Source organism: Frateuria aurantia DSM 6220 (genome assembly GCF_000242255.2).
GTDB classification, from domain to species: domain Bacteria; phylum Pseudomonadota; class Gammaproteobacteria; order Xanthomonadales; family Rhodanobacteraceae; genus Frateuria; species Frateuria aurantia.
This window is the reverse complement of record NC_017033.1, coordinates 3,563,899-3,585,857: the sequence shown is the minus strand read 5'-3', so window position 1 is coordinate 3,585,857 and position 21,959 is coordinate 3,563,899. Positions and strand designations below refer to the sequence as shown.

At 64.1% G+C, this 21,959-nt stretch carries 16 protein-coding genes and 1 pseudogene; 13 read left to right on the top strand and 4 right to left on the bottom strand.

Annotation, left to right across the window (positions count from 1 at the left end):
* Window positions 1-52: 52 nt before the first annotated feature.
* The 4 genes from FRAAU_RS16180 (at window position 53) to FRAAU_RS16165 (ending at window position 8,756) form a co-directional block, all read left to right on the top strand.
* Window positions 53-1,663: a glucan biosynthesis protein G gene (locus tag FRAAU_RS16180; RefSeq protein ID WP_217176235.1), complete on the top strand. Its 1,611-nt coding sequence runs from the start codon at window positions 53-55 to the stop codon at window positions 1,661-1,663.
* Window positions 1,660-4,185: a glucans biosynthesis glucosyltransferase MdoH gene (mdoH, locus tag FRAAU_RS16175; protein ID WP_014404599.1), complete on the top strand. Its 2,526-nt coding sequence runs from the start codon at window positions 1,660-1,662 to the stop codon at window positions 4,183-4,185. Before FRAAU_RS16180 ends, mdoH begins: the two co-directional genes overlap by 4 nt.
* A 232-nt stretch (window positions 4,186-4,417) precedes the next feature.
* Entirely contained in the window at window positions 4,418-5,218 is an 801-nt protein-coding gene (locus FRAAU_RS16170) for a DUF1481 domain-containing protein (protein WP_052317945.1), read from the top strand.
* Window positions 5,219-5,585: 367 nt separating this feature from the next.
* The gene (locus FRAAU_RS16165) at window positions 5,586-8,756 is read left to right on the top strand and encodes an efflux RND transporter permease subunit (protein WP_014404597.1); all 3,171 of its coding nucleotides are present in this window, start codon (window positions 5,586-5,588) and stop codon (window positions 8,754-8,756) included.
* Between the two features lie 301 nt (window positions 8,757-9,057).
* On the opposite strand, the gene FRAAU_RS16160 is transcribed toward FRAAU_RS16165, so the two are convergent.
* Complete coding sequence (locus FRAAU_RS16160; protein WP_014404596.1) at window positions 9,058-10,503, bottom strand: MATE family efflux transporter; 1,446 nt, start codon at window positions 10,501-10,503, stop codon at window positions 9,058-9,060.
* Between the two features lie 252 nt (window positions 10,504-10,755).
* Between FRAAU_RS16160 and FRAAU_RS16155 the strand changes: the two genes are divergently transcribed.
* Genes FRAAU_RS16155 through FRAAU_RS16145 form a run of 3 tightly spaced genes read left to right on the top strand, consistent with a single transcriptional unit; the run spans window position 10,756 to window position 12,126 of the window.
* Window positions 10,756-11,157, top strand: coding sequence for a DUF6249 domain-containing protein (locus tag FRAAU_RS16155; RefSeq protein ID WP_014404595.1), 402 nt, complete (start codon window positions 10,756-10,758; stop codon window positions 11,155-11,157).
* A gap of 46 nt (window positions 11,158-11,203) precedes the next feature.
* Window positions 11,204-11,776 carry an RNA polymerase sigma factor gene (locus FRAAU_RS16150; protein ID WP_014404594.1) on the top strand — a complete coding sequence of 191 codons (573 nt, stop codon included), beginning with the start codon at window positions 11,204-11,206 and terminating at the stop codon, window positions 11,774-11,776.
* Entirely contained in the window at window positions 11,773-12,126 is a 354-nt protein-coding gene (locus FRAAU_RS16145) for a DUF5056 domain-containing protein (RefSeq protein WP_014404593.1), read from the top strand. The genes FRAAU_RS16150 and FRAAU_RS16145 overlap by 4 nt, the downstream gene beginning before the upstream one ends.
* Window positions 12,127-12,173: 47 nt before the next feature.
* Here the strand turns inward: FRAAU_RS16145 and FRAAU_RS16140 are convergent, their stop codons facing one another.
* The 3 genes from FRAAU_RS16140 to radC form a co-directional block, all read right to left on the bottom strand.
* Window positions 12,174-12,857: an SPOR domain-containing protein gene (locus tag FRAAU_RS16140; RefSeq protein WP_014404592.1), complete on the bottom strand. Its 684-nt coding sequence runs from the start codon at window positions 12,855-12,857 to the stop codon at window positions 12,174-12,176.
* Window positions 12,857-14,545 (bottom strand): arginine--tRNA ligase, encoded by a 1,689-nt coding sequence (gene argS, locus FRAAU_RS16135; RefSeq protein ID WP_041270648.1) that lies wholly within the window; start codon window positions 14,543-14,545, stop codon window positions 12,857-12,859. Before argS ends, FRAAU_RS16140 begins: the two co-directional genes overlap by 1 nt.
* A 581-nt stretch (window positions 14,546-15,126) precedes the next feature.
* Entirely contained in the window at window positions 15,127-15,798 is a 672-nt protein-coding gene (radC, locus tag FRAAU_RS16130; protein WP_014404590.1) for a RadC family protein, read from the bottom strand.
* Window positions 15,799-15,896: 98 nt separating this feature from the next.
* Between radC and coaBC the strand changes: the two genes are divergently transcribed.
* The 6 genes and pseudogenes from coaBC (at window position 15,897) to FRAAU_RS16100 (ending at window position 21,728) form a co-directional block, all read left to right on the top strand.
* Entirely contained in the window at window positions 15,897-17,132 is a 1,236-nt protein-coding gene (coaBC, locus tag FRAAU_RS16125; protein WP_014404589.1) for a bifunctional phosphopantothenoylcysteine decarboxylase/phosphopantothenate--cysteine ligase CoaBC, read from the top strand.
* Between the two features lie 62 nt (window positions 17,133-17,194).
* Window positions 17,195-17,650 carry a dUTP diphosphatase gene (gene dut / locus FRAAU_RS16120; protein WP_014404588.1) on the top strand — a complete coding sequence of 152 codons (456 nt, stop codon included), beginning with the start codon at window positions 17,195-17,197 and terminating at the stop codon, window positions 17,648-17,650.
* Between the two features lie 174 nt (window positions 17,651-17,824).
* Window positions 17,825-19,201, top strand: a pseudogene (locus FRAAU_RS16115) (phosphomannomutase/phosphoglucomutase); the annotation flags it as partial.
* A gap of 88 nt (window positions 19,202-19,289) precedes the next feature.
* Window positions 19,290-20,060 (top strand): DeoR/GlpR family DNA-binding transcription regulator, encoded by a 771-nt coding sequence (locus tag FRAAU_RS16110; protein WP_014404586.1) that lies wholly within the window; start codon window positions 19,290-19,292, stop codon window positions 20,058-20,060.
* 46 nt (window positions 20,061-20,106) lie between these two features.
* Window positions 20,107-20,796 (top strand): rhomboid family intramembrane serine protease, encoded by a 690-nt coding sequence (locus tag FRAAU_RS16105; RefSeq protein WP_014404585.1) that lies wholly within the window; start codon window positions 20,107-20,109, stop codon window positions 20,794-20,796.
* Window positions 20,797-20,969: 173 nt separating this feature from the next.
* Window positions 20,970-21,728, top strand: coding sequence for a TorF family putative porin (locus FRAAU_RS16100; protein ID WP_169314774.1), 759 nt, complete (start codon window positions 20,970-20,972; stop codon window positions 21,726-21,728).
* Window positions 21,729-21,959: the final 231 nt, after the last annotated feature.

The following is a 21,959-nucleotide window of genomic DNA, read 5'->3' as shown; positions in this document are numbered from 1 at the left end:
TGAAGCGCACGGTCCCATTCCATCTCCAGCCTGTTCAATCATGGTCGCACTTATGCCTTTCAGTTCGTCCACATTCCGTATGCGCTCCGGGCGAGTGCCGGGATCTTTCCAGCGCCGGATCGGCCTTGCAGCAGGTCTTCTGCTTGGCGGTCTGCTGAGCTCGGCCGCGGTCGCCAAGGATTTCGATTTCGGTTTCGAAAATGTCGCCACCCAGGCCAAGCGTCTGGCGCAGCACAGCTACAGCAGTCCGCAGGTCGATCTGCCGGATGCCTTGGCCAACCTGAAATTCGAGCAGTACATCAAGATCCAGTACAACGCCGAGCATGATCTGTGGCGGAACGACAAGTTGCCCTTCCGGCTCAGCTTTTTCCACGAGGGCATGCAGTACAACACCCCGGTCAAGATCCATCAGATCACCGCCCATGGCGTGCAGGACATCAAGTTCAATGCGGCCGATTTCAATTACGGCGGCAACCATTTTTCGGCCGATGACCTGAAGGGGCTGCAGTTCGCGGGCTTCCGGGTCGAAGTTCCGGATGCCAAGACCAAGCAGTGGTATCAGAATCTGGTCTTCCAGGGTGCCAGTTATCTGCGCGCGATCGGTCAGGGCCAGCGCTTCGGTCTGTCGGCGCGAGGCCTGGCCGTGGATACCGGCGCGCCGACCGGTGAGGAATTTCCTTATTTCACCGAATTCTGGATCGCCCGCCCGCGCAATACCGACAGTGCCTTGATCATTTACGCGCTGCTGGACTCGCCGCGGATGACCGGTGTCTATCGCTATACCCTGCATCCGGGAACCACGGCGGTGATCGATGTGAAGGCGCGGGTTTATATGCGTGCCAATGTGGACAAGCTGGGACTGGCACCGCTGACCGGCATGTTCCTGTTCGGCCCCAATCAGCCGCCGAAGACCCCGGACTATCGGCCGGCCCTGCATGATTCCGAGGGCCTGTCGGTGCATGCCGGGGATGGCCAGTGGTTCTGGCGGCCGCTGCTGGATCCGCGGATGCTGACCATCAGCAGTTTCGAGACGGTCAACCCCAAGGGCTTCGGCCTGATGCAGCGTTCCCACGCCTTCAGTGATTACGAAGATCTGGATGATCGCTATGACCTGCGCCCCAGCGGCTGGGTCGATGTGAAAGGCAACTGGGGTCCGGGCCGGGTCGAACTGGTCGAGATTCCGACGCCGGACGAGACCAATGACAATATCGTGGCCTATTGGGTGCCCCGCCAGCAGCCCAAGCCGCTGCAGCCCTTCAATTACGAGTATTCGCTGCGTTTCGAGAATACCGAGCAGACCTTGCCGCAGACCTTGGCGCATGTGACCCAGACCCGCTACAGCGAGGGCACGGTCAAGCAGGACAATCTGATCCGCAAGCCGGATGGCAGCGAAGAGCTGCTGGTGGATTTCGCCGGTGCCAATCTGGACAAGCTGCCCGTCAACGCGCCGGTTCAGGCCGTGGTCGAACCGGGCCAGCAGATCAGCCTGGTCGAAGTGAAGGTGGTCCGCAACGAAGCGGTGGGGGGCTACCGTCTGCTGCTGCGCTTCCGTCGGCACACTCCGGACGGGGTCAAGCCGCGGCCGGCCAAGATCAATGCCTATCTGCATCTGGGCGACACCACGCTCAGTGAAACCTGGAGCTATCTGCTGCCCGTGCCATGACCGATCACATCCGTCTTTCTTCGCCTTGCGAGCAGTATCTGCAGCAGCTGAACCTGGCTGATGCCGCGTGCGACCGGCTGCGCGCCCAGGTACTGAGTCATTCACCGACGGCTGATGCCGCGGCCCAGCTGGCCGAGCTGCACCGCCGCTTGGCGGCATTGGACCCGGCTCCGCCCATCCTCGCGCAGGCCGGGGATCCGGCGGCTGTTTCCCAGCCCTGGCGTCTGCATCAGGCGCCGGCCGGTGAAGCGCCGTTGCCGGCCGATGTCGCGGTGGACGGAGTGTTGCCGCTGGCCCCGCCTATCCAGCGCTCGGCGATGGTGCCCGAACCCTGGGTGACCAGTCCCTTCAAGCGTGGCTGGCTGGGGCTGAAGAGCCTGTGGAGCAAGCGGGAGCAGGCCCGCAAACGGGACGAAAAGGATCCGGTACCGCCGGATCCGCGGGGCGGCAACTGGCGTCGTGCCGGCGCCATCCGACGGCTGGCGCTGTTGCTGATGACGGTGGCCCAGACAGCGGTAGCCACCATGTACATGGCACAGACCATGCCTTATCAGGGCCGGCACTGGCTGGAAATGGTCACCCTGGTCTTTTTCGTGCTGCTGTTCGCCTGGATTTCGGTGGGCTTCTGGACCGCCCTGATGGGCTTCTGGCAGCTGTTGATCGGCCGCGACCGCTACAGCATTTCGGCTCATCAGGGGCTGATGGAAGGGCCGATCGACGTCGAGGCGCGTACGGCGCTGGTGATGCCGATCGCCAACGAGGACGTGCGCCGGGTTTTCGCCGGTCTGCGGGCCACCTACGAGTCGGTCGAGCGCAGCGGCCACCTGGATCGCTTCGACTTCTTCGTGCTCAGCGACAGCGGCGACCCGGACATCGCCACCGCCGAGCTCAGCGCCTGGCGCAACCTGGTCTCCACCGTCAAGGGAGCGGGTCGGATCTTCTACCGTCGCCGCCGTCGCCGGGTCAAGCGCAAGAGCGGCAATATCGATGATTTCTGCCGGCGCTGGGGGGCCAAGTACAAGTACATGGTCGTGCTGGATGCCGACAGCGTGATGAGCGGCGAGTGTCTCGGTACCCTTGTGCGGATGATGGAAGCCAATCCGGGGGCCGGCATCATCCAGAGCGCGCCGCGCGCTTCGGGTCGTGACACGTTCTATGCCCGCGTGCAGCAGTTCGCCACCCGGGTCTACGGTCCGCTGTTCACGGCCGGTCTGCACTTCTGGCAGCTGGGCGAGTCGCATTACTGGGGTCACAACGCCATCATCCGGCTGGCACCGTTCATTCGCCATTGCGCGCTGGCCCCGTTGCCTGGCAAGGGGGCTTTGTCCGGCGACATCCTGTCCCATGATTTCGTGGAAGCGGCATTGATGCGCCGTGCCGGCTGGGGCGTATGGATTGCCTACGACCTGCCGGGCAGCTACGAGGAACTGCCGCCGAACCTGCTGGACGAGCTCAAGCGCGACCGCCGCTGGTGTCAGGGCAACCTGATGAACTTCAAGCTGTTTTTCGTCAAGGGCATGCATCCGGTTCATCGTGCGGTGTTTCTGACCGGTGTGATGTCCTATATGTCGGCGCCGCTGTGGTTCACCTTCCTGCTGTTGTCCACGGCCTTGCTGGCGGTGCATACCTTGATCGTGCCGACTTATTTCACCCAGCCCCACCAGCTGATGCCGATCTGGCCACAATGGCATCCGGGGCGGGCGGTCGCCTTGTTCAGTACCACCGCCGCCTTGCTGTTTGCGCCCAAGGTGCTGGCGGTGCTGCGGTTGTGGATCAAGGGCAGCAAGAACTACGGTGGTGCCGCCCGGCTGGGTCTGAGCATGTTGATCGAGATGTTGTTCTCGATGCTGCTGGCCCCGGTGCGGATGCTGTTCCACACCAAGTTCGTCAATGCCGCGCTGATGGGCTGGTCCATCGTCTGGAAGTCGCCGCCGCGCGATGACAGCCAGACGCATTGGGGCGAGGCCTTTCGCCGACACGGGCTGCAGTCGCTGCTGGGTGTGCTGTGGGCGATCCTGATCTACAAGCTCAATCCGGACTTCCTGGGCTGGATGCTGCCGATCGTGGTGTCGCTGGCCCTGTCGGTGCCGGTGTCGGTATATTCCAGCCGGGTCAGTTTCGGTCGTGGCTGCAAGCGGGCCGGGCTGTTCCTGATTCCCGAGGAGATTCACACCCCGGCCGAGCTGGGCGATACCTTCCGTTACAACCGTGAAGCGCCGGCCGATACCGGTTTTGCCGATGCCGTGGCCGATCCCCTGGTCAATGCCATTGCCTGCGGCGCGGCCCGGGCACGGCATCTGGATACGCCTATCCAGATCGCGGCGCGTCAGCGCCGCTTCGAGGCCGCCCTGGCCAAGGGACCGGCTCTGGCCGAGGCCCAGCGGCTGCAGTTGCTGAGCGATCCGCATGCGTTGTCGCAGCTGCATGGCGCGGTGTGGGCCGAGCAGCAGGCGACTGCCTGGGATCCCGGGCTGGCCAGTGCCGAACCGGCGAGCGCAGCGATGGCACCCCGCGAGGGCTGAAGCGGCTGACGCCCCCGAAGGGGGGCGTCAGCCGGTCGCGGGGCGGGCATCGATATGGACGGCGTTTTGCGTTGACCCGGCGCTGGCGATGGGTATGCTAGGGACTGGCCTTGGCGCAAAGCACCATAAAGCCCGGTTTTCCGGACTCGGGTGGCGTGCCTGATCATCATTTGACCCTATTTCCCTTTTTGAGGTTGCAGCTATGCGTACGTCGGCTTTATCGGTTATTTCAGTGGCAGCGCTGGCTCTGGCCGGCTGCCAGTCGTCGGAATCATCGAAGGACGCTACCGCCGCAGCCCCGGTGGCCAGCTCGGTGTCGGGTACCGTCACCATTGCCGCCGGTGGTGCCCAGCCGACCGACCAGGCCAAGCTGGAGTTGAGCATCGTTGATGCCGCCAATCCGGCGGGTACCCCGCTGGTGGCCAAGGAAATCCAGCCTGCGGCCCAGTTTCCGTTGAAGTTCGAGCTGCCGATCAACGTCCAGGACGTGAATCCGGCGGATCTGTATGTGGTTCATGCCGAGATCATCGACGGCGAGCGTCACTTCGTGGCGCCGCTGCAGGCTCCGGTGCTGACCCAGGGCAAGCCCGCCACCGTGACCGTGCAGCTGGCTCCGGTGCCGACCGATGGCGAGAAGGCGTTTGCCTCCTTCACCGACCTGCGCAGCCGCATCGGCGGCCTGAAGGTCAGCAACGGTACCAAGCTGGAAGCCGATGATTCGCTGGCCTGGCAGGTGTTCCGCGACGGCAGCAACGTCAAGTTCATCCGCGAGCTGGTCGATTACAAGGGCAAGCATTTCACCACCACCGATTTTGCCTACAACAATGGCAAGGTCTGGGCCATCGTGCAGGACCAGAAGGCCTCCCATACGGCTGCCACGGATGTCGAGCAGCGTGTGGTCTGGGGGGATGACGGCAAGGTCGTGCTGAACGTCTCGCAGGCCGGCGGCAAGAGCAGCCCGCTGTCCGATGCCGATGTCCAGGCCCTGCAGAAGCAGGCACAGACGGCATACGGGCTGGCTGGCGGCAAGTAAGCCGCAGCCTTCCGCAGTTCGTTGATCAGAAGGGCGCCGCAAGGCGCCCTTTTTTCGGTGGTCGGTCCGGTTTCCGTCATGGCCGGCCGTCCCCTTGCCACCGCTGGTCGCAGAACAAGATGGCGATGAAGGCATACGCCTGCAGAATGTGCTATTTCGCCAGCTCCGGTGCCTGCCTGCCGGTATGAGCGTCTGTTCGCGGAGGCCCATGCCTTTCGGCACCCCGGGACTAAAGGCACATTATTTCGCGACTGCTTGCAGGCATAAGATCATGCATGAAGACTTGCTTTCCATCCCGCGCCGTTAGACGCTACCCTGCCAGCCGGCCGTCGCCGGTGACGGGTCGCAAGGACCATGGGGATCTGATTTGAATCTGTTCGCACCACTCGTGCGCCGCCCGGCCGGTGTTTCCTTGCTGGCGATCGGTCTGCTGCTGGCGGGACTGTTCGCCTATGCGTTGCTCGGCGTCGCCGTGCTGCCCTCGCTGGATGTGCCGGGAGTGATGATCTCGGCCAATCTGCCGGGGGCCAGCGCCGATACCATGGCCACGACCGTGGCGGCGCCGCTGGAGCGTCACCTGGGCCGGATTCCCGGTGTCGACCAGATGTATTCCAGCAGCAGTGAAGGTGCAACCATGATCCAGTTGCAGTTTCATCTCAGCCGCAATACCGACAGCGCCGCACGTGATGTGCAGGCGGCCATCAACGAGGCGCAGTCGGATCTGCCCAGCAGCCTGCCCAGCCCGCCGCAGTACTTCAAGTTCAATACCAGCTCGATCCCCATCCTGCTGATCTCCCTGACCTCCAAGGGCATGTCCTCGGAGCGGCTTTACGATCTGGCGGACTCGCTGATCTCGCCGGCGCTGTCGCGGGTATCCGGGGTGGCCAGAGTCCAGGTCTTCGGCGGCGCGGCCCGCGCGGTTCGGGTGGAATTGAACAATCAGGCCCTGAACTCGATGGGCCTGACCTCGCTGGACGTGCGCAACGTGCTGATCGCGGCCAATGTCAGCGAGCCGGTAGGTGCGCTCAGCGATGGCAAGACCCAGACCATGGTGCAGACCAATGACGCCCTGCACACGGCCAAGGACTTCCGGCAGCTGATGATCAAGATGGTCAACGGCGTGCCGGTGCACCTGTCCGATGTGGCCACGGTGGAAGACGGGGCCGAGGATATCTACCAGGCGGCCTGGTTCAATGGCGAACGCTCGGTCAATCTGCAGCTGAGCAAGCGGCCCGAGGCCAATGCCATCGAGACGGTCGCAGCGATACGTGCCGCGCTGCCGGGATTGCGGGCCTTGCTGCCGGGCAATGTCGTGGTGACACCGATCTTCGATTTGACCCAGACCACCAAGTCGGCGCTCAACGAGGTGCAGACCTCGCTGCTGATCAGCATCGTGCTGGTGATCGTGGTGATGCTGGTCTTCTTGCGCCGGACGGGACCGACGCTGATCGCGACCTTGAGCGTTCCGCTGTCGCTGGCCGGCGCCTTCGTGGTGATGTGGGCGCTTGGCTATACGCTCAATACCTTGTCGCTGATGGCGCTGGTGCTGTGTGTGGGCTTTGTGGTCGATGACGCGATCGTGGTGATCGAGAACATCGTGCGGCATATGGAGGGGGGCGCCAGCCCGATGGAAGCGGCTCTGCGGGGCGTGGGCGAGATCGGCTTCACCGTGATCTCGATTACTCTGTCCTTGATCGCGGTGTTCGCGCCCTTGCTGTTCGGCGACAACATGCTGGTGATGCTGCTGCGCGAATTCTCGGTGACCTTGACCGCGGCGGTAGTGATCTCGGCCATCGTGTCGCTGACCGTGACGCCGGCGCTGTGCGCCTTTTTCCTCGATCACCATCAACCCTCGGATCGTGAGCCTTCGCGCTGGGAACGGGCGCTGGAACGCTTTGACCAGCAATTGCTGGCTACCTACAGTCGTGGTCTGGATTGGGCGATGCGTCACCGGCGGCTGATGCGCTGGCAGCCGCTGATCCTGCTCTTTGCCACCGTGGGCCTGGCCGTGGCGGTGGTCAAGACCGCCGGCGGCAGCTTCATGCCGCAAGAGGATATGGGCATGATGCAGGCCTCGGTCCGCGCCGATATCAATATCTCCCCTGCCGAGATGAAACAGCGCTTGTTCAAGGTGTCCACCCTGATCCAGCATGATCCGGCAGTCGCTGACGTGACGACGGTGCTGGGAAGCGACAGCGGGGGTGCGGTCGGCAACAACGGGCAGTTGTTCATTGATCTCAAGCCCTACGGGCAGGGTCCTGGCCAGCGTCCGGACAAGGTCACCGAAGTGATCCGCAGGCTGAGCGATCAGGCGGCCAAAATGCCGGACATAGCCTTGTATCTGCAGCCGGTCCAGATGCTGGGCGGCGGTGGCGGAGGCAATACCAAGGCCGCTCAATACACCTTCCAGCTGATCAGTGACGATGGTCAGAACGTGCAGCCCTCGGTGCTGAAGCTGGTGCGTGCGATGCGGACACAGCGGGAATTGAAGGATGTCAGTTCCAGCCTGGATGAAGTGGGCATCCAGAAGATCCTGTATGTGGATCGTGACCGGGCCAGCCGCCTGGGCGTCGGGATGGGCACCATCGATTCGGTGCTTTCCTATGCGATGGCCCAGAGCCCGGTTTCGGTGATTTATTCACAGTTGAACCAGTATCGGGTGGTATTGGTGTCCAAGGCGGCCGAGCAGGCCACCGCCGACACCTTGCTGCATACCTGGGTACCGGTCAGCGCCAGTTCGGCCAGCGGCAACCCCGTGCTGAGCTCGATGACGACGCTGGCTTCGCTGGGTCATCTGGAGACGCAGAACGTGCCCAGCTCTATCGAGCATCAGAACCAGCTGCAAGCCGCGGATATTTCCTACAATCTGGCCCCGGGCATGACGCCGGACCGGGCCATGAAGCTGGTCACCCAGCTGGCGCGTCAGGCGTTGCCGGCCGGAATCCGGGTGGACTTCACCGGTGACAACCAGCGGCTGGCGGACATGCAGTCCAACGGCACGGTGCTGCTGATCGGCGCGATTTGCGCGATGTATATCGTGCTGGGCGTATTGTACGAGAGTCTGGGGCATCCGCTGACGATTCTGTCGACCCTGCCGGCAGCTGGCGCCGGCGCGTTTCTGGCGATGCTGGTGACTCACACCCAGTTGACCCTGATCGCGATCATCGCGGTGTTGCTGCTGATCGGCATCGTCAAGAAAAACGCGATCATGATGGTCGACTTTGCATTGAGGGCCGAACGGGAGCAGGGCCTGCCGGCACCCGAGGCCATACGCCAGGCCGCACTGGTCCGCTTCCGCCCGATCACCATGACCACTCTGGTCGCGATGGGTGCGGCCTTGCCGCTGGCGATCGGTTTCGGAGTCGGTTCGGAAATGCGCCAGCCGTTGGGCATCGCGATCGTCGGCGGGCTGCTGGTCTCCCAGCTGCTGACCTTGCTCAGCACGCCGGCCATCTATTTGTGGAATCATGATCGCAAGCAGCGCAAGGCGGCACGCCAGGCTCGACGTGCGGCCCGCAAGGCAGCGGTGGCTCCGTGAGGCCGGAGCTGCAGAGCAGGGCGCTGACAGCCTTTGCCGGATGTCAGCACGGCCCGGGCAAGTCATCTCGCATCATGACCGGCTGTGCCAGGATGCAGGCCTACGGTTGCTCAGCGGGACCGTCGGTTCGGAGCAGAGGATGGCAGGCAGGAGCGATCTTGTGCCGCCCCTTCCCGGGAAAGGTGCAGACCGTGGTTCACATGCGCGCCGCTGGCGGTCAGCCTGCCAGCGAGTGGTCGTACCGGCCTGAGACCTGTGGCCGGGAACGGTGCGAGTGTCCGTGGCGTGATACGGCAGGGTCTCAGCTGGCGGTCTTGCCGTTCTTGTCGCCGTCGAGATGCCGCTCGCCCAGCGGCGATGACAACCTGGATGGCGGCAGCATATGCGCCGCGCGCCAGTGGCCCCAACGGTAATAAGCCCACGCCAGGCCGACCGCGACCACCGAGCCGACCGGAAAACTCCACCATACCGCGTCCACGCCCCAGTACGGGCGCAGCAGGATCGCGAACGGGGGGCGGACTAGCCACATCGCGATCACCAGGATGATCAGTGGCGGCCAGACGGCACCGGTGGAGCGCACGATACCGAACAGGATGAAGGTCAGCCCGAACAGGACGAAGGTCCACAACACGATGGCGTTCAGGTGCAGTGCGGCGGCGATGGCGGGACTGCCGGCGGGCAGGAACAGGCGCATGGCCCAGGCACCGGCCAGATAGATGACGATCACCAGCGTGCCGGTCAGCAGCAGGTTGATCAGAAGGCCGGAGCGGGCGATCTGGGTGATGCGGTGCCATTGGCCGGCTCCCACGTTTTGTGCCGCCATCGCCGAGACGGCGGCACCGATTGCCATCGCCGGCATCTGCACGTAGGTCCACAGCTGCACGGCCGCATTGTAGGCCGCGCCGGTGTCGGTGCCATAGGTATTGACCAGACGCATCATGAAAATCGCCGAGGAGGATATCCCTATCATCTGCAGACCCATCGGCAGGCCCTTGCCGACCAGGGCCTTGACGATGACCGGGTCCGGTACCAGATAGGCCAGCGCCGGACCACGCAGGCACAGTGGATGCCGGCGGTGATAGAGGGTGGCCAGCAGGGCCAGCACGCTGAAGCTCTGGCCGATCAGGGTGGCTGTGGCCGAGCCGGTGATGCCCAGCGCAGGAATCGGGCCCCAGCCGAACATCAGAAGGGGGTTGAGCACGATATCCAGCATCACCGACAGCAGCATGAACAGGAAAGGGGTCTTGGCATCACCGGCACCGCGCAGCGCCATCATCAGAAAGGTGAAGAAGAACATGGCCGGCATCGCGATGAAGATGACCTTCAGATAATCGTGGGCATAGGGCAGCGAGGTGGCGGGGGTTTCCAGCATGCGCAGGATGGCATCGACACCGAGATCGCCGATCACTGCGAACAGCGAGGCGACCGCCAGAAAAAATACGGCGCCGGTACCTGCCACCCGCTGTGCCGCCGCCATGTCGCGGGCCCCCATGGCCTGGCCGACCAGAATGGTGCAGGCCATGCCGATGCCGAATACCGCACTCAGAGCCAGAAACAGTATCAGGGTGACATTGCCGGTGGCCAGCAAGGCGGCTTCGCCGAAATAGTGGCCGATCCAGAACGCATTGATCGAGCCGTTCAGCGACTGCAGGATATTGCTGGCCAGAATCGGCAGTGAAAACATCAGCAGTCGCCGGCCGATCGGTCCTTCGGTCAGGGAGGGCGGGGCGCTGGGGCGTGAGGCCATGGGAATACGGTGCCGGGATGGAAGTATCCATCGATCATAGCGGATACCGTGCATGGGAGCCGTGGCCGGGTTCGGGGCAGGGGCGCGTGTCGTGCAAAGGGCTTTCCGGTCCGGAGCCGGCCTTGCCGAGTGATATGAGGTGCCGTGGATATCGTCGCGTATGCCGGCTGCAACCGAAATCGATCCGGCCGCATCTGAGCAATGAACGGCAGCACAAGGTGCCGATGCCGACATGGTGACGAGGAGTCGATGATGAGTGACCCGATGGACAGTCTGACCGGATTGATGGCGGTAGTGCTGTCGCTGTCGATGCCGGTAGTGATGCTGCTGATTTTGTTGAAATACCGTTCGCGCAGCGAGGAACGGCGGCAGGCCCTGTATCTGGAGGCCATCCGGCAGGGCAAGTCGATCGATCTGGTGCTGCACCTGGGCAGCCAGCGCCTGTGGGCCACCTACCGTACCGGGATGGTGCTGGCGATGCTGGGTCTGGGGCTGCTGGCGGCCGGGCTGGTCGAGAGCGATCGGGACTGGATGGCGGCTGCCTTTTTGCCGCTGTGCATCGGCCTGGGTTTTCTGGTCAGCTTCCGCTATCAGCGACGTGCCGAGCGTGGCTCGCTGCGTGCGGGACAGGATGCCGGGGCAGGCGATGCATGAGTTGCATGATGCCGGTGGGAACGAGGGCCATGCTTGAGACGCCCGGATGAGCGAGCACGGTCCTTCCGATCAAGTGCTGGTGGCACGGGCCTTGTTTAACGATGACCGTCATGCGTTCGACACGCTGGTACGACGGCATCAGTCGGCCTTGCGCATCTGGTTGGCACGATTGTGTCACGGAGACCTGGCCGGAGCCGACGACCTGGCCCAGGAAACATTCCTGCAGGCCTGGCGGCGGCTGGACCAGTTCCGCGGCGAGGCGCAGTTCAGCACATGGCTGCACAGCATCGGCTATCGCCAGTTCCTGATGCGTGAGCGCAGGCATGCTGGCGCACGAGCGCGTGAGGCTGTCGATGCGGCCGTTCTGGAGCAATGGCCGGATCCGCGACCGGCAGTGGATCAGCGCTTTGCCATGGAGCGCGATCTGGCGGCGGCCATGGCCGTGCTCAGTCCGCATGAATATGCAGCGATCGTGCAATGCTTTCTGCTGGAGCATCCGCAGGAGGAGGCTGCCCAGGTCATGGGCTGTGCCGTGGGCACGGTCAAGTCCCATATCTTCCGCGCGCGACAGAAACTGCGGCAGGCGCTTGCGGCCTGGCACAGCAAGGAATCATCATGAAACCCATGGAACCCTTTCCGCCCGAAGTATCAGATGACGATAGCCTGGCTCGGGCGCTGCGGCGGGAGGCGGCCCGCGGTCCCGGCTGGCTGGCCGATGACGGTTTTTCCGATCGAGTGATGCAACGGCTTCCGCCTCGGCGCCACCGTCGTTCTGCCCGCTGGTGGCCCGTCATGGGCAGTTTGCTGGGCGGGGTGCTGATGGTTTGTGCCGATTCGCGCTGGCGGACCCTGCCGGCCCTGTTCAGCCGCATCGACCAGCCTGGCGTGATGCTGGCGATGGTCTTGATGCTGACCCCGATACTGCTGACCTGTCTGTTGCTGCTGCTGCTCGATCCCGAGAGCGATTGAAAACCCGGTGCTGGCTGGCCAGCACCGGGGGCGTCTTCACAGATGGCTTATTTGCCTTCCTTCAACGCGATCGCATGGATGCCGGCGGCGGCCAGGCGCTGTTTGGTGCTTTCCAGCACGGTCGCCGACTGGAACGGACCCAGCCGGACCCGGTGGTAGGCCTGGCCGTTGATGGTCACATTCTGCACATTGGCTACAAAGCCCTGCATGGCCAGTCTGGCCTTCAGCGCCTCGGCGTCACCGCTGTTGGGGAAGGCACCGATCTGCAGCAGGTAGCTGTCCGGACCGCCGGCATTGCCGGTCAGCGACGGGGCGGCGGTGATGGTCTTGCCCGGAGCCGAGGGCAGCGGCGCGGTCGGACGTGCGGGCGGCGTGGCCGGCGGGGCCTGCTGCTCGGCCCTGACCTTGGCGCTGAGCTCGGCATCGGGAATCCGCACGTCCTTTTCGGGAAGTACCGAATAGAAGTCGTACTGCGGCTTCTTCGGCGGTGCCGGTGCGGTTGAATCCTGGGCAGGCGCGCTGGACGGCTGGGCACCGGCCCGGGGCTCGGTCTTGGGCGTCATCCCGATCACCGGGCCCTGTGAAGGGCCTGCACGATGCAGCACGAAGAACCACATCAGCAAGGCGCCGCCGAGCAGGCCGATGATGGCCCAGCCCCAGCCCGGGAAGCCTCCCTGGCTGTTGCGTACCGCCTGGCGTCCTTTCTTGCGGGATGGTCGGGATGGGGCCATTACATGCTCTCCGGGGCACCGAGGCCCAGCAGGTCCAGTCCGTTGCGAATCACTTGGCGGGTGGCGAGGGCCAGGCACAGCCGGGCATCGCGCAGATCCTTGTCATCCACCAGGAACTGACAGGAGTTGTAATACCCATGGAAGGCGGCTGCAAGTTCGCGCAACCAGTTGGCGACCAGATGCGGCTCCAGATTCAGCGCGGCGGTTTCCAGCACTTCGGGCAGCTTGGACAGTTCGCCCAGCAGAATCTGCTCGTGCTCGCTCTCCAGCCGAGCCAGCTTGGCCCGACCGTTGGCCTCGTCGAAGGGCATGCCCTTTTCCTCGGCCTGGCGCAGCGCGCTGCAGATACGGGCATGCGCGTACTGGATGTAGTACACCGGATTGTCGTTGCTCTGCGAGCGGGCCAGATCGATGTCGAACACCAGTTGCGAATCGGCCTTGCGGGCGATCAGGAAGAAGCGGGTGGCATCGCGACCGACTTCCTCGATCAGGTCGCGCAGGGTCACGTAGCTGCCGGCGCGCTTGGAGATCTTGACCTCTTCACCGCCCCGCATCACGGTCACCATCTGGTGCAGCACGTATTCAGGCCAGTTTTTCGGAATGCCGGTGTCCAGTGCCTGCAGGCCGGCCTTGACCCGGGCCAGACTGCCGTGATGATCCGAGCCCAGCTCGGTGATGGCGCGCTCGTAGCCGCGCTGCCACTTGCTGAGATGGTAGGCGACGTCCGGCACGAAATAGGTGTAGCTGCCGTCGGACTTGCGCATCACGCGGTCCTTGTCATCGCCGAAGTCGGTGGACTTCAGCCACAGCGCGCCGCCTTCCTCGTAGGTATGGCCATGGGCGATCAATTCGCGCACGGTTTCCTCGACCTTGCCTTCGGCATACAGCGAGGATTCCAGGAAGTAGACGTCGAAGCCGGCGCCGAAGGCCTTCAGATCCAGATCCTGTTCATGGCGCAGGCTGGCCACGGCGAACTGGCGGATCGCCTCCAGATTTTCCGGATCACCGGCACCGACCACTTCCTTGCCGTCGGCCATCGCGGTTTCACGATTCAGATAGGCCTGGGCGACGTCGGCGATATAGTCGCCACGATAGCCGCCTTCCGGCCATTCGGCCTGGTCCGGACTGATGCCGCGGGCGCGCGCCTGCACCGAAATGGCCAGATTCTGGATCTGCACCCCGGCATCGTTGTAGTAGAACTCGCGTTTCACATCCCAGCCGGTAGCGTGCAGCAGCCGGCTCAGGCAGTCGCCGATCGCAGCGGCACGGCCATGGCCGACATGCAGCGGACCGGTGGGATTGGCCGAGACGAACTCGACGCCGACGCGGCGGCCGGCACCATGGGTGGAACGGCCGTAATGTTCACCCTGGTCCAGGACCCGCAGCACTTCGGCTTCATAGGCCTGGGGGCTGAGGAAAAAATTGATGAATCCGGGGCCTGCGATTTCGCAGCGCGCCACCAGCGGCGAGGCGGGCAGGGCGTCGACCAGCTGCTGGGCAATGTCGCGGGGTTTGGCCCGGGCCGGCTTGGCCAGCATCATCGCCAGATTGGTGGCAAAGTCCCCGTGCTCGCGGCTGCGTGCCCGTTCGATCACGAAGGCAGGCAGGCTCAGATCAGCGGGCAGGGCGCCGGCGGTGACCAGGCTCTGGACGGCTTGCAGGACGAGTTCGCGCAATGATTCTTTCACGGCTAAGAGTCTGATCAATCGTAAACTTCCGATTTTAACAGAGCCCGAGGCCGGGCAGGCGGTCGGCAGCGTCATGACGTGCTGTGGCCCGGGGCGAAGCTCCGGTGCGAACGGTCCAGGTCTGTGGATAAGTCTGTGAGGAAAACTTGAAGACAACCCGCTCCAGCCTCGCTCAACCTCGTCGCCAGCCTCTTTTGTTCTTTGTTTTATGATTTTAAATCAAAGTCTTGTTGTTTTTTTATGAGATGGTTGTGAGCTGGTGTGTTCAAAAGGGCTTGACATCGCCAATGTGCATAAGTCGTGCATGTTTTCGCCTGCCATCGGAAGACGGGCGAAGATCGCCGCTGTCGGTCGACATCGGGCCGACGCCGTATCGTCATGGCGATGTCATCCGAGCGCGGAATACTGTGCCGGTCGTTCCCCTTCCCCCCCCTTGGTGGACGGCAAGCAGCTGACCGGCATCCCCCTTGCCGGTACATTCGAGGCGCGACCATTCCCCGTGGTCGCGCTTTTTTTGCCTTGTCCATGACCGCAGAGGCCGATCCCCGGATCCACGGTCGAGCGGCCTGGCCGTGATCCTTTCAGAGCAGGCCCAGACTGGCCATCGAGGTGGGTTGGCCTTCACCGATGATCAGATGATCCAGCACCCGTACTCCGACCAGATCCAGCGCCTGCTTCAGCAGGCCGGTGACATGACGGTCGGCCTGGCTGGGTTCGGCCACACCCGAGGGGTGGTTGTGGGCGAAGATCACTGCATTGGCATTGTGGCTCAGACAGGCCCGGACCACTTCCCGCGGATAGATATTGGCGCCGTCGATGGTGCCGCGGAACAATTCCTCGAAGGCCAGTACCCGGTGGCGATTGTCCAGATACAGGCAGGCAAACACCTCGTAGGGCAGATGTCCCAGCCTGGCCCGCAGAAAGCGCCCGCTGTCGGCGGGATTGGACAGCGTGGTGCGCTGCTGCAGTTCCTCGCCCAGTGCCCGCCTCGCCAGTTCCAGACTGGCCATCAGCCTGGCCTGCTTGGCCGGGCCCAGTCCCGGCACCGAGGGCCAGGGTGTCTGGCCGGCCAGCAGGGCGCGCAGACCACCCGCGCCCTGCAGCAGCTCGCGCCCCAGCGCGATCGCATCCTTGCCGCGGCAGCCCGAGCCCACCAGTACGGCCAGCAACTCGGCATCCGACAGATGCTGGCAGCCCTGGCCCAGCAGCTTTTCGCGGGGGCGTTCATTGGCGGGCCAGTGCTTGATGCTCATGGCCTGCATCCTAAGCGGGGCCTGCTGCCACCGCCCAGCCGCGAAGGCTGGGGTTTCCGGTAAGCTAAGTACCTTGCCGGAAGTCAGTCGGGGCTTACATGAGTCTGCAACAGCGTCGAATTTTGCTGGGTATCTCGGGTGGCATTGCCGCCTACAAGGCCTGTGAACTGGTCCGTCGCCTGCGTGACCAAGGGGCCGAAGTGCAGGTGGTGATGACCGAGGCGGCCACCCATTTCGTGACTCCGACCACCTTCCAGGCCCTCAGTGGCCGGCCGGTGCGCGTCGATGTCTGGGACTCGGCGGGCGAGGCGGCCATGGGCCATATCGAGCTGGCCCGTTGGGCCGAGCGGCTGTTGATCGCGCCAGCCAGTGCCGATCTGATCGGCCGGCTGGCCCATGGTCTGGCCGGTGATCTGCTGACGACCCTGGCGCTGGCCACCGCGGCGCCGCTGCTGATCGCACCGGCGATGAACCAGCAGATGTGGGCCCACCCGGCGGTGCAGGCCAATCTGGCGATCCTGCAGCGACGCGGAGTCAGCGTGCTGGGGCCGGCGGCCGGGGAACAGGCCTGTGGCGATGTCGGCTCCGGCCGCATGCTTGAGGCGCTGCAATTGCGCGATGCGGTGGCGGCCAGTTTCGGTTCCGACGAATTGCGCGGTCTGCGGGTCCTGGTCAGCGCCGGTCCGACGTATGAGGATCTGGATCCGGTGCGCTTTATCGGCAATCGCAGCTCCGGCAAGATGGGGTTCGCCATCGCCGCGGCGGCCGTGCGGGCCGGTGCCGAAGTCACCCTGGTGGCCGGCCCGGTGCACCTGGCCACGCCCGCGGGCGTGGCGCGGCGCATCGATGTCCGCAGTACCGTGCAGATGCAGGCGGCGATCTATGCCGAGGCCGCCCGCGCCGACATTTTCGTGTCGGCGGCGGCAGTCGGTGATTACCGGCCGCAGGAAGTGGCTCCGCACAAGATCAAGAAGCAGGCCGGCGAGGCCTTGAGCCTGGCTCTGCAGGAGAATCCGGACATCATCGCCGGCCTGGGCCGGCAGCGGCAGCATCCGTTTCTGGTCGGTTTCGCGGCCGAAACCCGTGACGTGGCGCGTTATGCACGGGACAAGCTCGCCCGCAAGGGCCTGGACATGATCGCCGCCAACCGGGTCGGCGAGGGCCTGGGCTTCGACATGGCCGACAATGCCCTGAGTCTGTTCTGGGCGGACGGTGGCCTGGATCTGCCGCAAGGACCCAAGTGCGAACTGGCCTGGCAGCTGGTGCAGCAGATTGCCCATCGCTACCGGCTGACTCGCGCGACCGGCGCTGTCGCGGTGGACAGCCCGGCTTGAACCCGTGCCGTCGGCGGCATGGGTTAAGCTTGGGCCTGACCTATCCATGACAATGCAACAAGATGATCGATGTAGAACTGAAAATCCTCGATGAACGCCTGGGCCGGTCGATTCCCCTGCCTGAACCGGCCACGCCGGGCAGCGCGGGCATGGACCTGCGTGCGGCCATCGCCGGCCAGCTGACGCTGGAGCCCGGCGCCAGCGTGCTGGTGCCGACGGGATTCGCGATCCATATCGGTGATGCGGGCTGGTGCGGATTGATCGTGCCGCGTTCAGGCCTGGGCCATCGCCAGGGGCTGGTGATGGGCAATCTGACCGGGGTGATCGATGCTGATTATCAGGGACCCTTGCTGATTTCCTGCTGGAACCGTTCCGAACAGCCGGTGACCATCAGCGAGGGCGACCGCATTGCCCAGCTTTTGCTGGTGCCGGTCGGTCGGGCCCGCTTCCAGCTGGTCGACGAGTTCGCCGCCAGCCAGCGCGGCGAAGGCGGCTTTGGTTCGACCGGCGTCGGCTGAGACACCGGCCGGCCATGCTGCGCGTCGATGGTCCGATTCATCGGACAGTCGCAACATGGCCGGCATACTGCCGACATATCGTGAGCACACCCAGCATCGGCACGGCCGGGCTGATATCCATTGACTAATGATTGTGAGGCCAGAATCTTGAGCATCGAAGTCGCACCGAGCTATCCCGTGGATCCTTCCATTTTTCGTGCCTATGACATCCGCGGCGTCGTCGGCAAGTCGCTGACCCCCGAGCTGGCCTTTCTGCTGGGCCAGGCCATCGGCACGGTGATGAAGGAAAAGGGGCTGGGCCATATCGTGGTCGGCCGTGACGGTCGCCTGTCCGGTCCCGAACTGGCCGGCGCCCTGGCCCAGGGTCTGAACGAGGCGGGCATCGACGTGATCGACGTCGGTGCGGTGCCGACGCCGGTGGTGTATTTCGCGGCGACGCATTTCGATGTGGGCAGTGGCGTGGCCGTCACCGGCAGCCACAATCCGCCGGACTACAACGGTTTCAAGATCGTGGTCGGTGGCGAGACCTTGTCCGAAGGCGCGATCCAGGATCTGTACCAGCGGATGGCCAGTCGCCAGCTGGCCAGTGGCGGCGGTGGCTCGCTGCGGCATGAGGATGTGGTGCCGGCCTATATCCAGCGCATCACCTCGGATATCAAGCTCAAGCGCCCGCTGAAAGTCATCGTCGACTGCGGCAACGGCATTCCCGGTGCCGTGGCGCCCAAGGTGCTGGAAGGCATCGGCGCCGAAGTCGTGCCGATGTACTGCGAAGTGGACGGCACCTTTCCCAATCACCATCCCGATCCGTCGGACCTGCACAATCTGGAAGATCTGATCGCCGAGCTGGCGCGCTCGGATGCCGATCTGGGCGTGGCCTTCGACGGCGACGGCGACCGTCTGGGCGTGGTCACCCGTCGCGGCGAGGTCATCTTCCCGGACCGTCTGCTGATGCTGTTCGCCCGTGATGTGGCCAGCCGTGTGCCGGGTGCCACCATCATCTATGACGTCAAGTGCACCGGTCATCTCAAGGGCGAAATCGAAAAGGCCGGGGCGCTGCCGCTGATGTGGCGTACCGGCCATTCGCTGATCAAGAGCAAGATGCGCGAGACCAAGGCCGAGCTGGCCGGCGAAATGAGTGGTCATTTCTTCTTCAAGGAGCGCTGGTTCGGGTTTGACGACGGCATTTATGCCGGTGCCCGCCTGCTGGAAATCCTGGCCGCCCAGTCCGGTACCGCCGAGCAGGTGTTCGAGACTCTGCCCAAGGGCGTCTCCACGCCTGAATTGAAGATCGAGCTGGCCGAGGGCGAGCATTACGCCTTCATCAAGAAGTTCGTGGCCCAGGCCACCTTCGGTGACGAGGCGGTACTGACCACCATCGATGGTGTCCGCGCCGACTGGCCTGATGGCTGGGGTCTGGTGCGTGCTTCCAATACCACTCCGGTGCTGGTGCTGCGCTTCGATGCCGACGATGCCGAGGCCCTGCAGCGGATCCAGGCGGTGTATCGCGAGCAGTTGCTGGCGGTCGATCCGTCGCTGAAGATCCCGTTTTGAGATCGGTCCCCGCTGGCGGGGACCTTGGAGCCGACCGGCGGCTGCGCTGCCGGTCGGCTGTCGTCATGCCATGGAGCGTGCCCGGCGAATGACCCAGTTGAGTCTCAATCGGCGGCAGCACGAGCTGATCGAGTCGGTCCGCCGTCAGGGGTTTGCCACCGTGGAGGCGCTGGCGGTGACATTCGAGGTCACCGCCCAGACCATTCGCCGGGATCTGGTGACTCTGTGCCAGGCCGGCCTGCTGCGTCGATACCACGGCGGGGTCAGTCTGCCCTTGAGCACCGAGAATCTGACCTATCAGGCCAGAACCGGTCTGCAGCAGCAGGAAAAGCTGCGGATTGCAGCCTTGCTGGCCGAACATATCCCTGATGGTGCCTCGTTGTTCATCAACCTGGGCACCACCAACGAATGCGTGGCCAGAGCCTTGCTGGCACGGCGTGATCTGCGGATCATCACCAACAATCTGAATGTGGCGATCATGCTCAGCAGCCAGCCCGGCTTCGAGGTGATCGTGGCCGGCGGCGTGGTGCGTGGTCGCGACCATGGCGTGACCGGAGAAGCCACCATCGACCTGATCCGCCAGTTCAAGGTGGATTACGGCATCATCGGCATTTCCGGCATCGAGGCGGACGGCAGCCTGATGGACTATGACTTCCACGAGGTCCGGGTCGCGCAGACCATCATCCAGCACTCCCGGCAGATCTATCTGGCGGCGGATACCAGCAAGATCGGGCGCAAGGCCCTGGTCCGGCTGGGCTCGTTCGCGGATATCGATGCCTGGTTCACCGATGCCGCGCCACCCGCCGAACTGCAGGCCGAGCTGGCTCAGCTGGGAGCGCAGGTCCATGTCGCGTCCTGAGCGCATCCTGCAGGCTTGGCGGCGGCTGTCGCGGACGGACTGAGCCATGTCCGTGTTCATTCATGTCGAGGGCCGTCGTCGCCGGCAGTCGCAGTGGGCGATCTGGGTGCTGGTTTGTCTGTGCGTGCTGTCGTTCGTATGGTTTTCGCTGTGTCCACCGGCTCGCCAGTTGCAGTGGGTGACGCAGTGGGGCGTGGTTCCGGCCGACGTGCTGGATCGCCACCAGCCCTGGCTCCGGCAACTGGCCGATCCGGCCCTGCTGCGTCTGCTGACGGGTCTGTTCATCCACGTCACCTGGTTGCATCTGCTCAGCAATATGCTGTTTCTGGTGATTTTCGGGGTGCCCACCGATCGGACGCTGGGCTCGGCGCGGTTCATGCTGTTGTTCCTGCTGGGAGGCGTGGCATCCAATCTGTGTGGCGCGATCAGCCTGGAGGGTTACCGGGCGCCGATCATCGGCTGCAGCGGGGCGGTATCGGCGGTGGTCGGCACTTATATCGCTCTGTTTCCACGGGCACGGATGGGGCTGGTGCTGCCGCTGGGTCTGTATTTCGAGTTTGTGCGGCTGCCGGCCTGGATGCTGATCGGAATCTGGGTGCTGATCCAGCTGATCTTCAGTTATATCGGTGCCAGTTACGGTGCGGTGGCCTGGTGGACCCATATCTCGGGTTTTCTGTTCGGTGTCATGTTTGCCTTGCTGGCCCGGGACGGTATTGCCCGCCGCCGACGTCGTTGAAGGTGACGGGCGTGGCTGCAGGCCGGCCACATCTCTTCCCGTGAATTTCACCTCGATTCGCTTATGAGTGGCTCTCGACCGGTCTCGACCGGTGCGCGGAGGGGGCTCTGCGACGGCTGTCATGCGTATGTCGCGACCTCATGTCCGGCAACCGTGCGGAGGGGGAGTTCAAGATGACGACGCCATCCACGGCAGGCCGGGGCCTGCTTCTGTTGCTGGTCACGCTGATGAACGGGCCGGCGTGGGGCGGTGATTTCAACGCCACTGTCAGCGCTGGCAGCGATTACATCTTCCGCTCGGAAAGCCAGACCAACCACCGGCCGGCGCTGCAGGGCAGTCTGGAGTACGATGCTGCTGACGGCCTGTATGGCGGCGTGTTCGTCAGCAATGTCAGTTGGGTCAGGGATGCGCGGCCGCCGGGCATGGATGTGCGCAACGGCATCGAGATCGATGCCTGGGGCGGTTTCCGGCATGACCTGGGCGCGGGTTTGAGCTACGACCTGGGGGTTTACCACTATGCCTATCCCGGCCGGTATCCGGCGCATGGCTATGCCTTGCCGGATACCAGCGAGGCTTATGCCCAGCTGGCCTGGCACGGATTGAGCGTGCGCTACTGGTACGCGTTCTCGAATTGGTTCGGCATGGCCGGATCGGCCGGTTCGGGCTATGTCGACCTCAATGAAAGCTGGTCATTTGCCGGGTCCTGGATGCTGAGTGCCCATCTGGGACATCAGTCCGTGGCGGGTTATCGCGGGGCGGCTTCGTTCACCGACTGGAAGCTGGGCCTGAGTCATCAGTTCCGGCATGCCTGGCTGCTGAGCCTGGCCTGGAGTCGCGGCAACGGTCGGCGGACCTGGTACAGCAATGACCAGGGCCGGCTGATCACCCGCGGGGCGCTGGTGGCGACCTTGAGCAAGAGCTTCAGTTTCTGAACCCGTCGCCGTCGTCGACAGGGGCAGGATCCGGTGCGGATGGTGTGGCGAATGGAGGCTTTCCGCCATGGCGGACTGTGCTAACGTGGTGCCGATCCGTTTGCACCAGATCGTGCCGGATACCGGCTGCTGCATGGCATGTTCTGGTGCAGTCCGGTGCCGTCGCCGTCTGCCATGGCCGGCGGAATGCGGCCCGGCAGGGTGACCGCAGACTGGCACGGGTATTGCTTG

What these genes read in the sequence shown, in the direction of transcription:
- FRAAU_RS16180 (WP_217176235.1), top strand. Translation starts at nt 53, where the DNA reads ATGCCTTTCAGTTCGTCCACATTCCGTATGCGCTCCGGGCGAGTGCCG.
- mdoH (WP_014404599.1), top strand. Translation starts at nt 1,660, where the DNA reads ATGACCGATCACATCCGTCTTTCTTCGCCTTGCGAGCAGTATCTGCAG.
- FRAAU_RS16160 (WP_014404596.1), bottom strand. Translation starts at nt 10,503, where the DNA reads ATGGCCTCACGCCCCAGCGCCCCGCCCTCCCTGACCGAAGGACCGATC.
- FRAAU_RS16155 (WP_014404595.1), top strand. Translation starts at nt 10,756, where the DNA reads ATGAGTGACCCGATGGACAGTCTGACCGGATTGATGGCGGTAGTGCTG.
- FRAAU_RS16150 (WP_014404594.1), top strand. Translation starts at nt 11,204, where the DNA reads ATGAGCGAGCACGGTCCTTCCGATCAAGTGCTGGTGGCACGGGCCTTG.
- FRAAU_RS16145 (WP_014404593.1), top strand. Translation starts at nt 11,773, where the DNA reads ATGAAACCCATGGAACCCTTTCCGCCCGAAGTATCAGATGACGATAGC.
- FRAAU_RS16140 (WP_014404592.1), bottom strand. Translation starts at nt 12,857, where the DNA reads ATGGCCCCATCCCGACCATCCCGCAAGAAAGGACGCCAGGCGGTACGC.
- radC (WP_014404590.1), bottom strand. Translation starts at nt 15,798, where the DNA reads ATGAGCATCAAGCACTGGCCCGCCAATGAACGCCCCCGCGAAAAGCTG.
- coaBC (WP_014404589.1), top strand. Translation starts at nt 15,897, where the DNA reads ATGAGTCTGCAACAGCGTCGAATTTTGCTGGGTATCTCGGGTGGCATT.
- dut (WP_014404588.1), top strand. Translation starts at nt 17,195, where the DNA reads ATGATCGATGTAGAACTGAAAATCCTCGATGAACGCCTGGGCCGGTCG.
- FRAAU_RS16110 (WP_014404586.1), top strand. Translation starts at nt 19,290, where the DNA reads ATGACCCAGTTGAGTCTCAATCGGCGGCAGCACGAGCTGATCGAGTCG.
- FRAAU_RS16105 (WP_014404585.1), top strand. Translation starts at nt 20,107, where the DNA reads ATGTCCGTGTTCATTCATGTCGAGGGCCGTCGTCGCCGGCAGTCGCAG.
- FRAAU_RS16100 (WP_169314774.1), top strand. Translation starts at nt 20,970, where the DNA reads ATGACGACGCCATCCACGGCAGGCCGGGGCCTGCTTCTGTTGCTGGTC.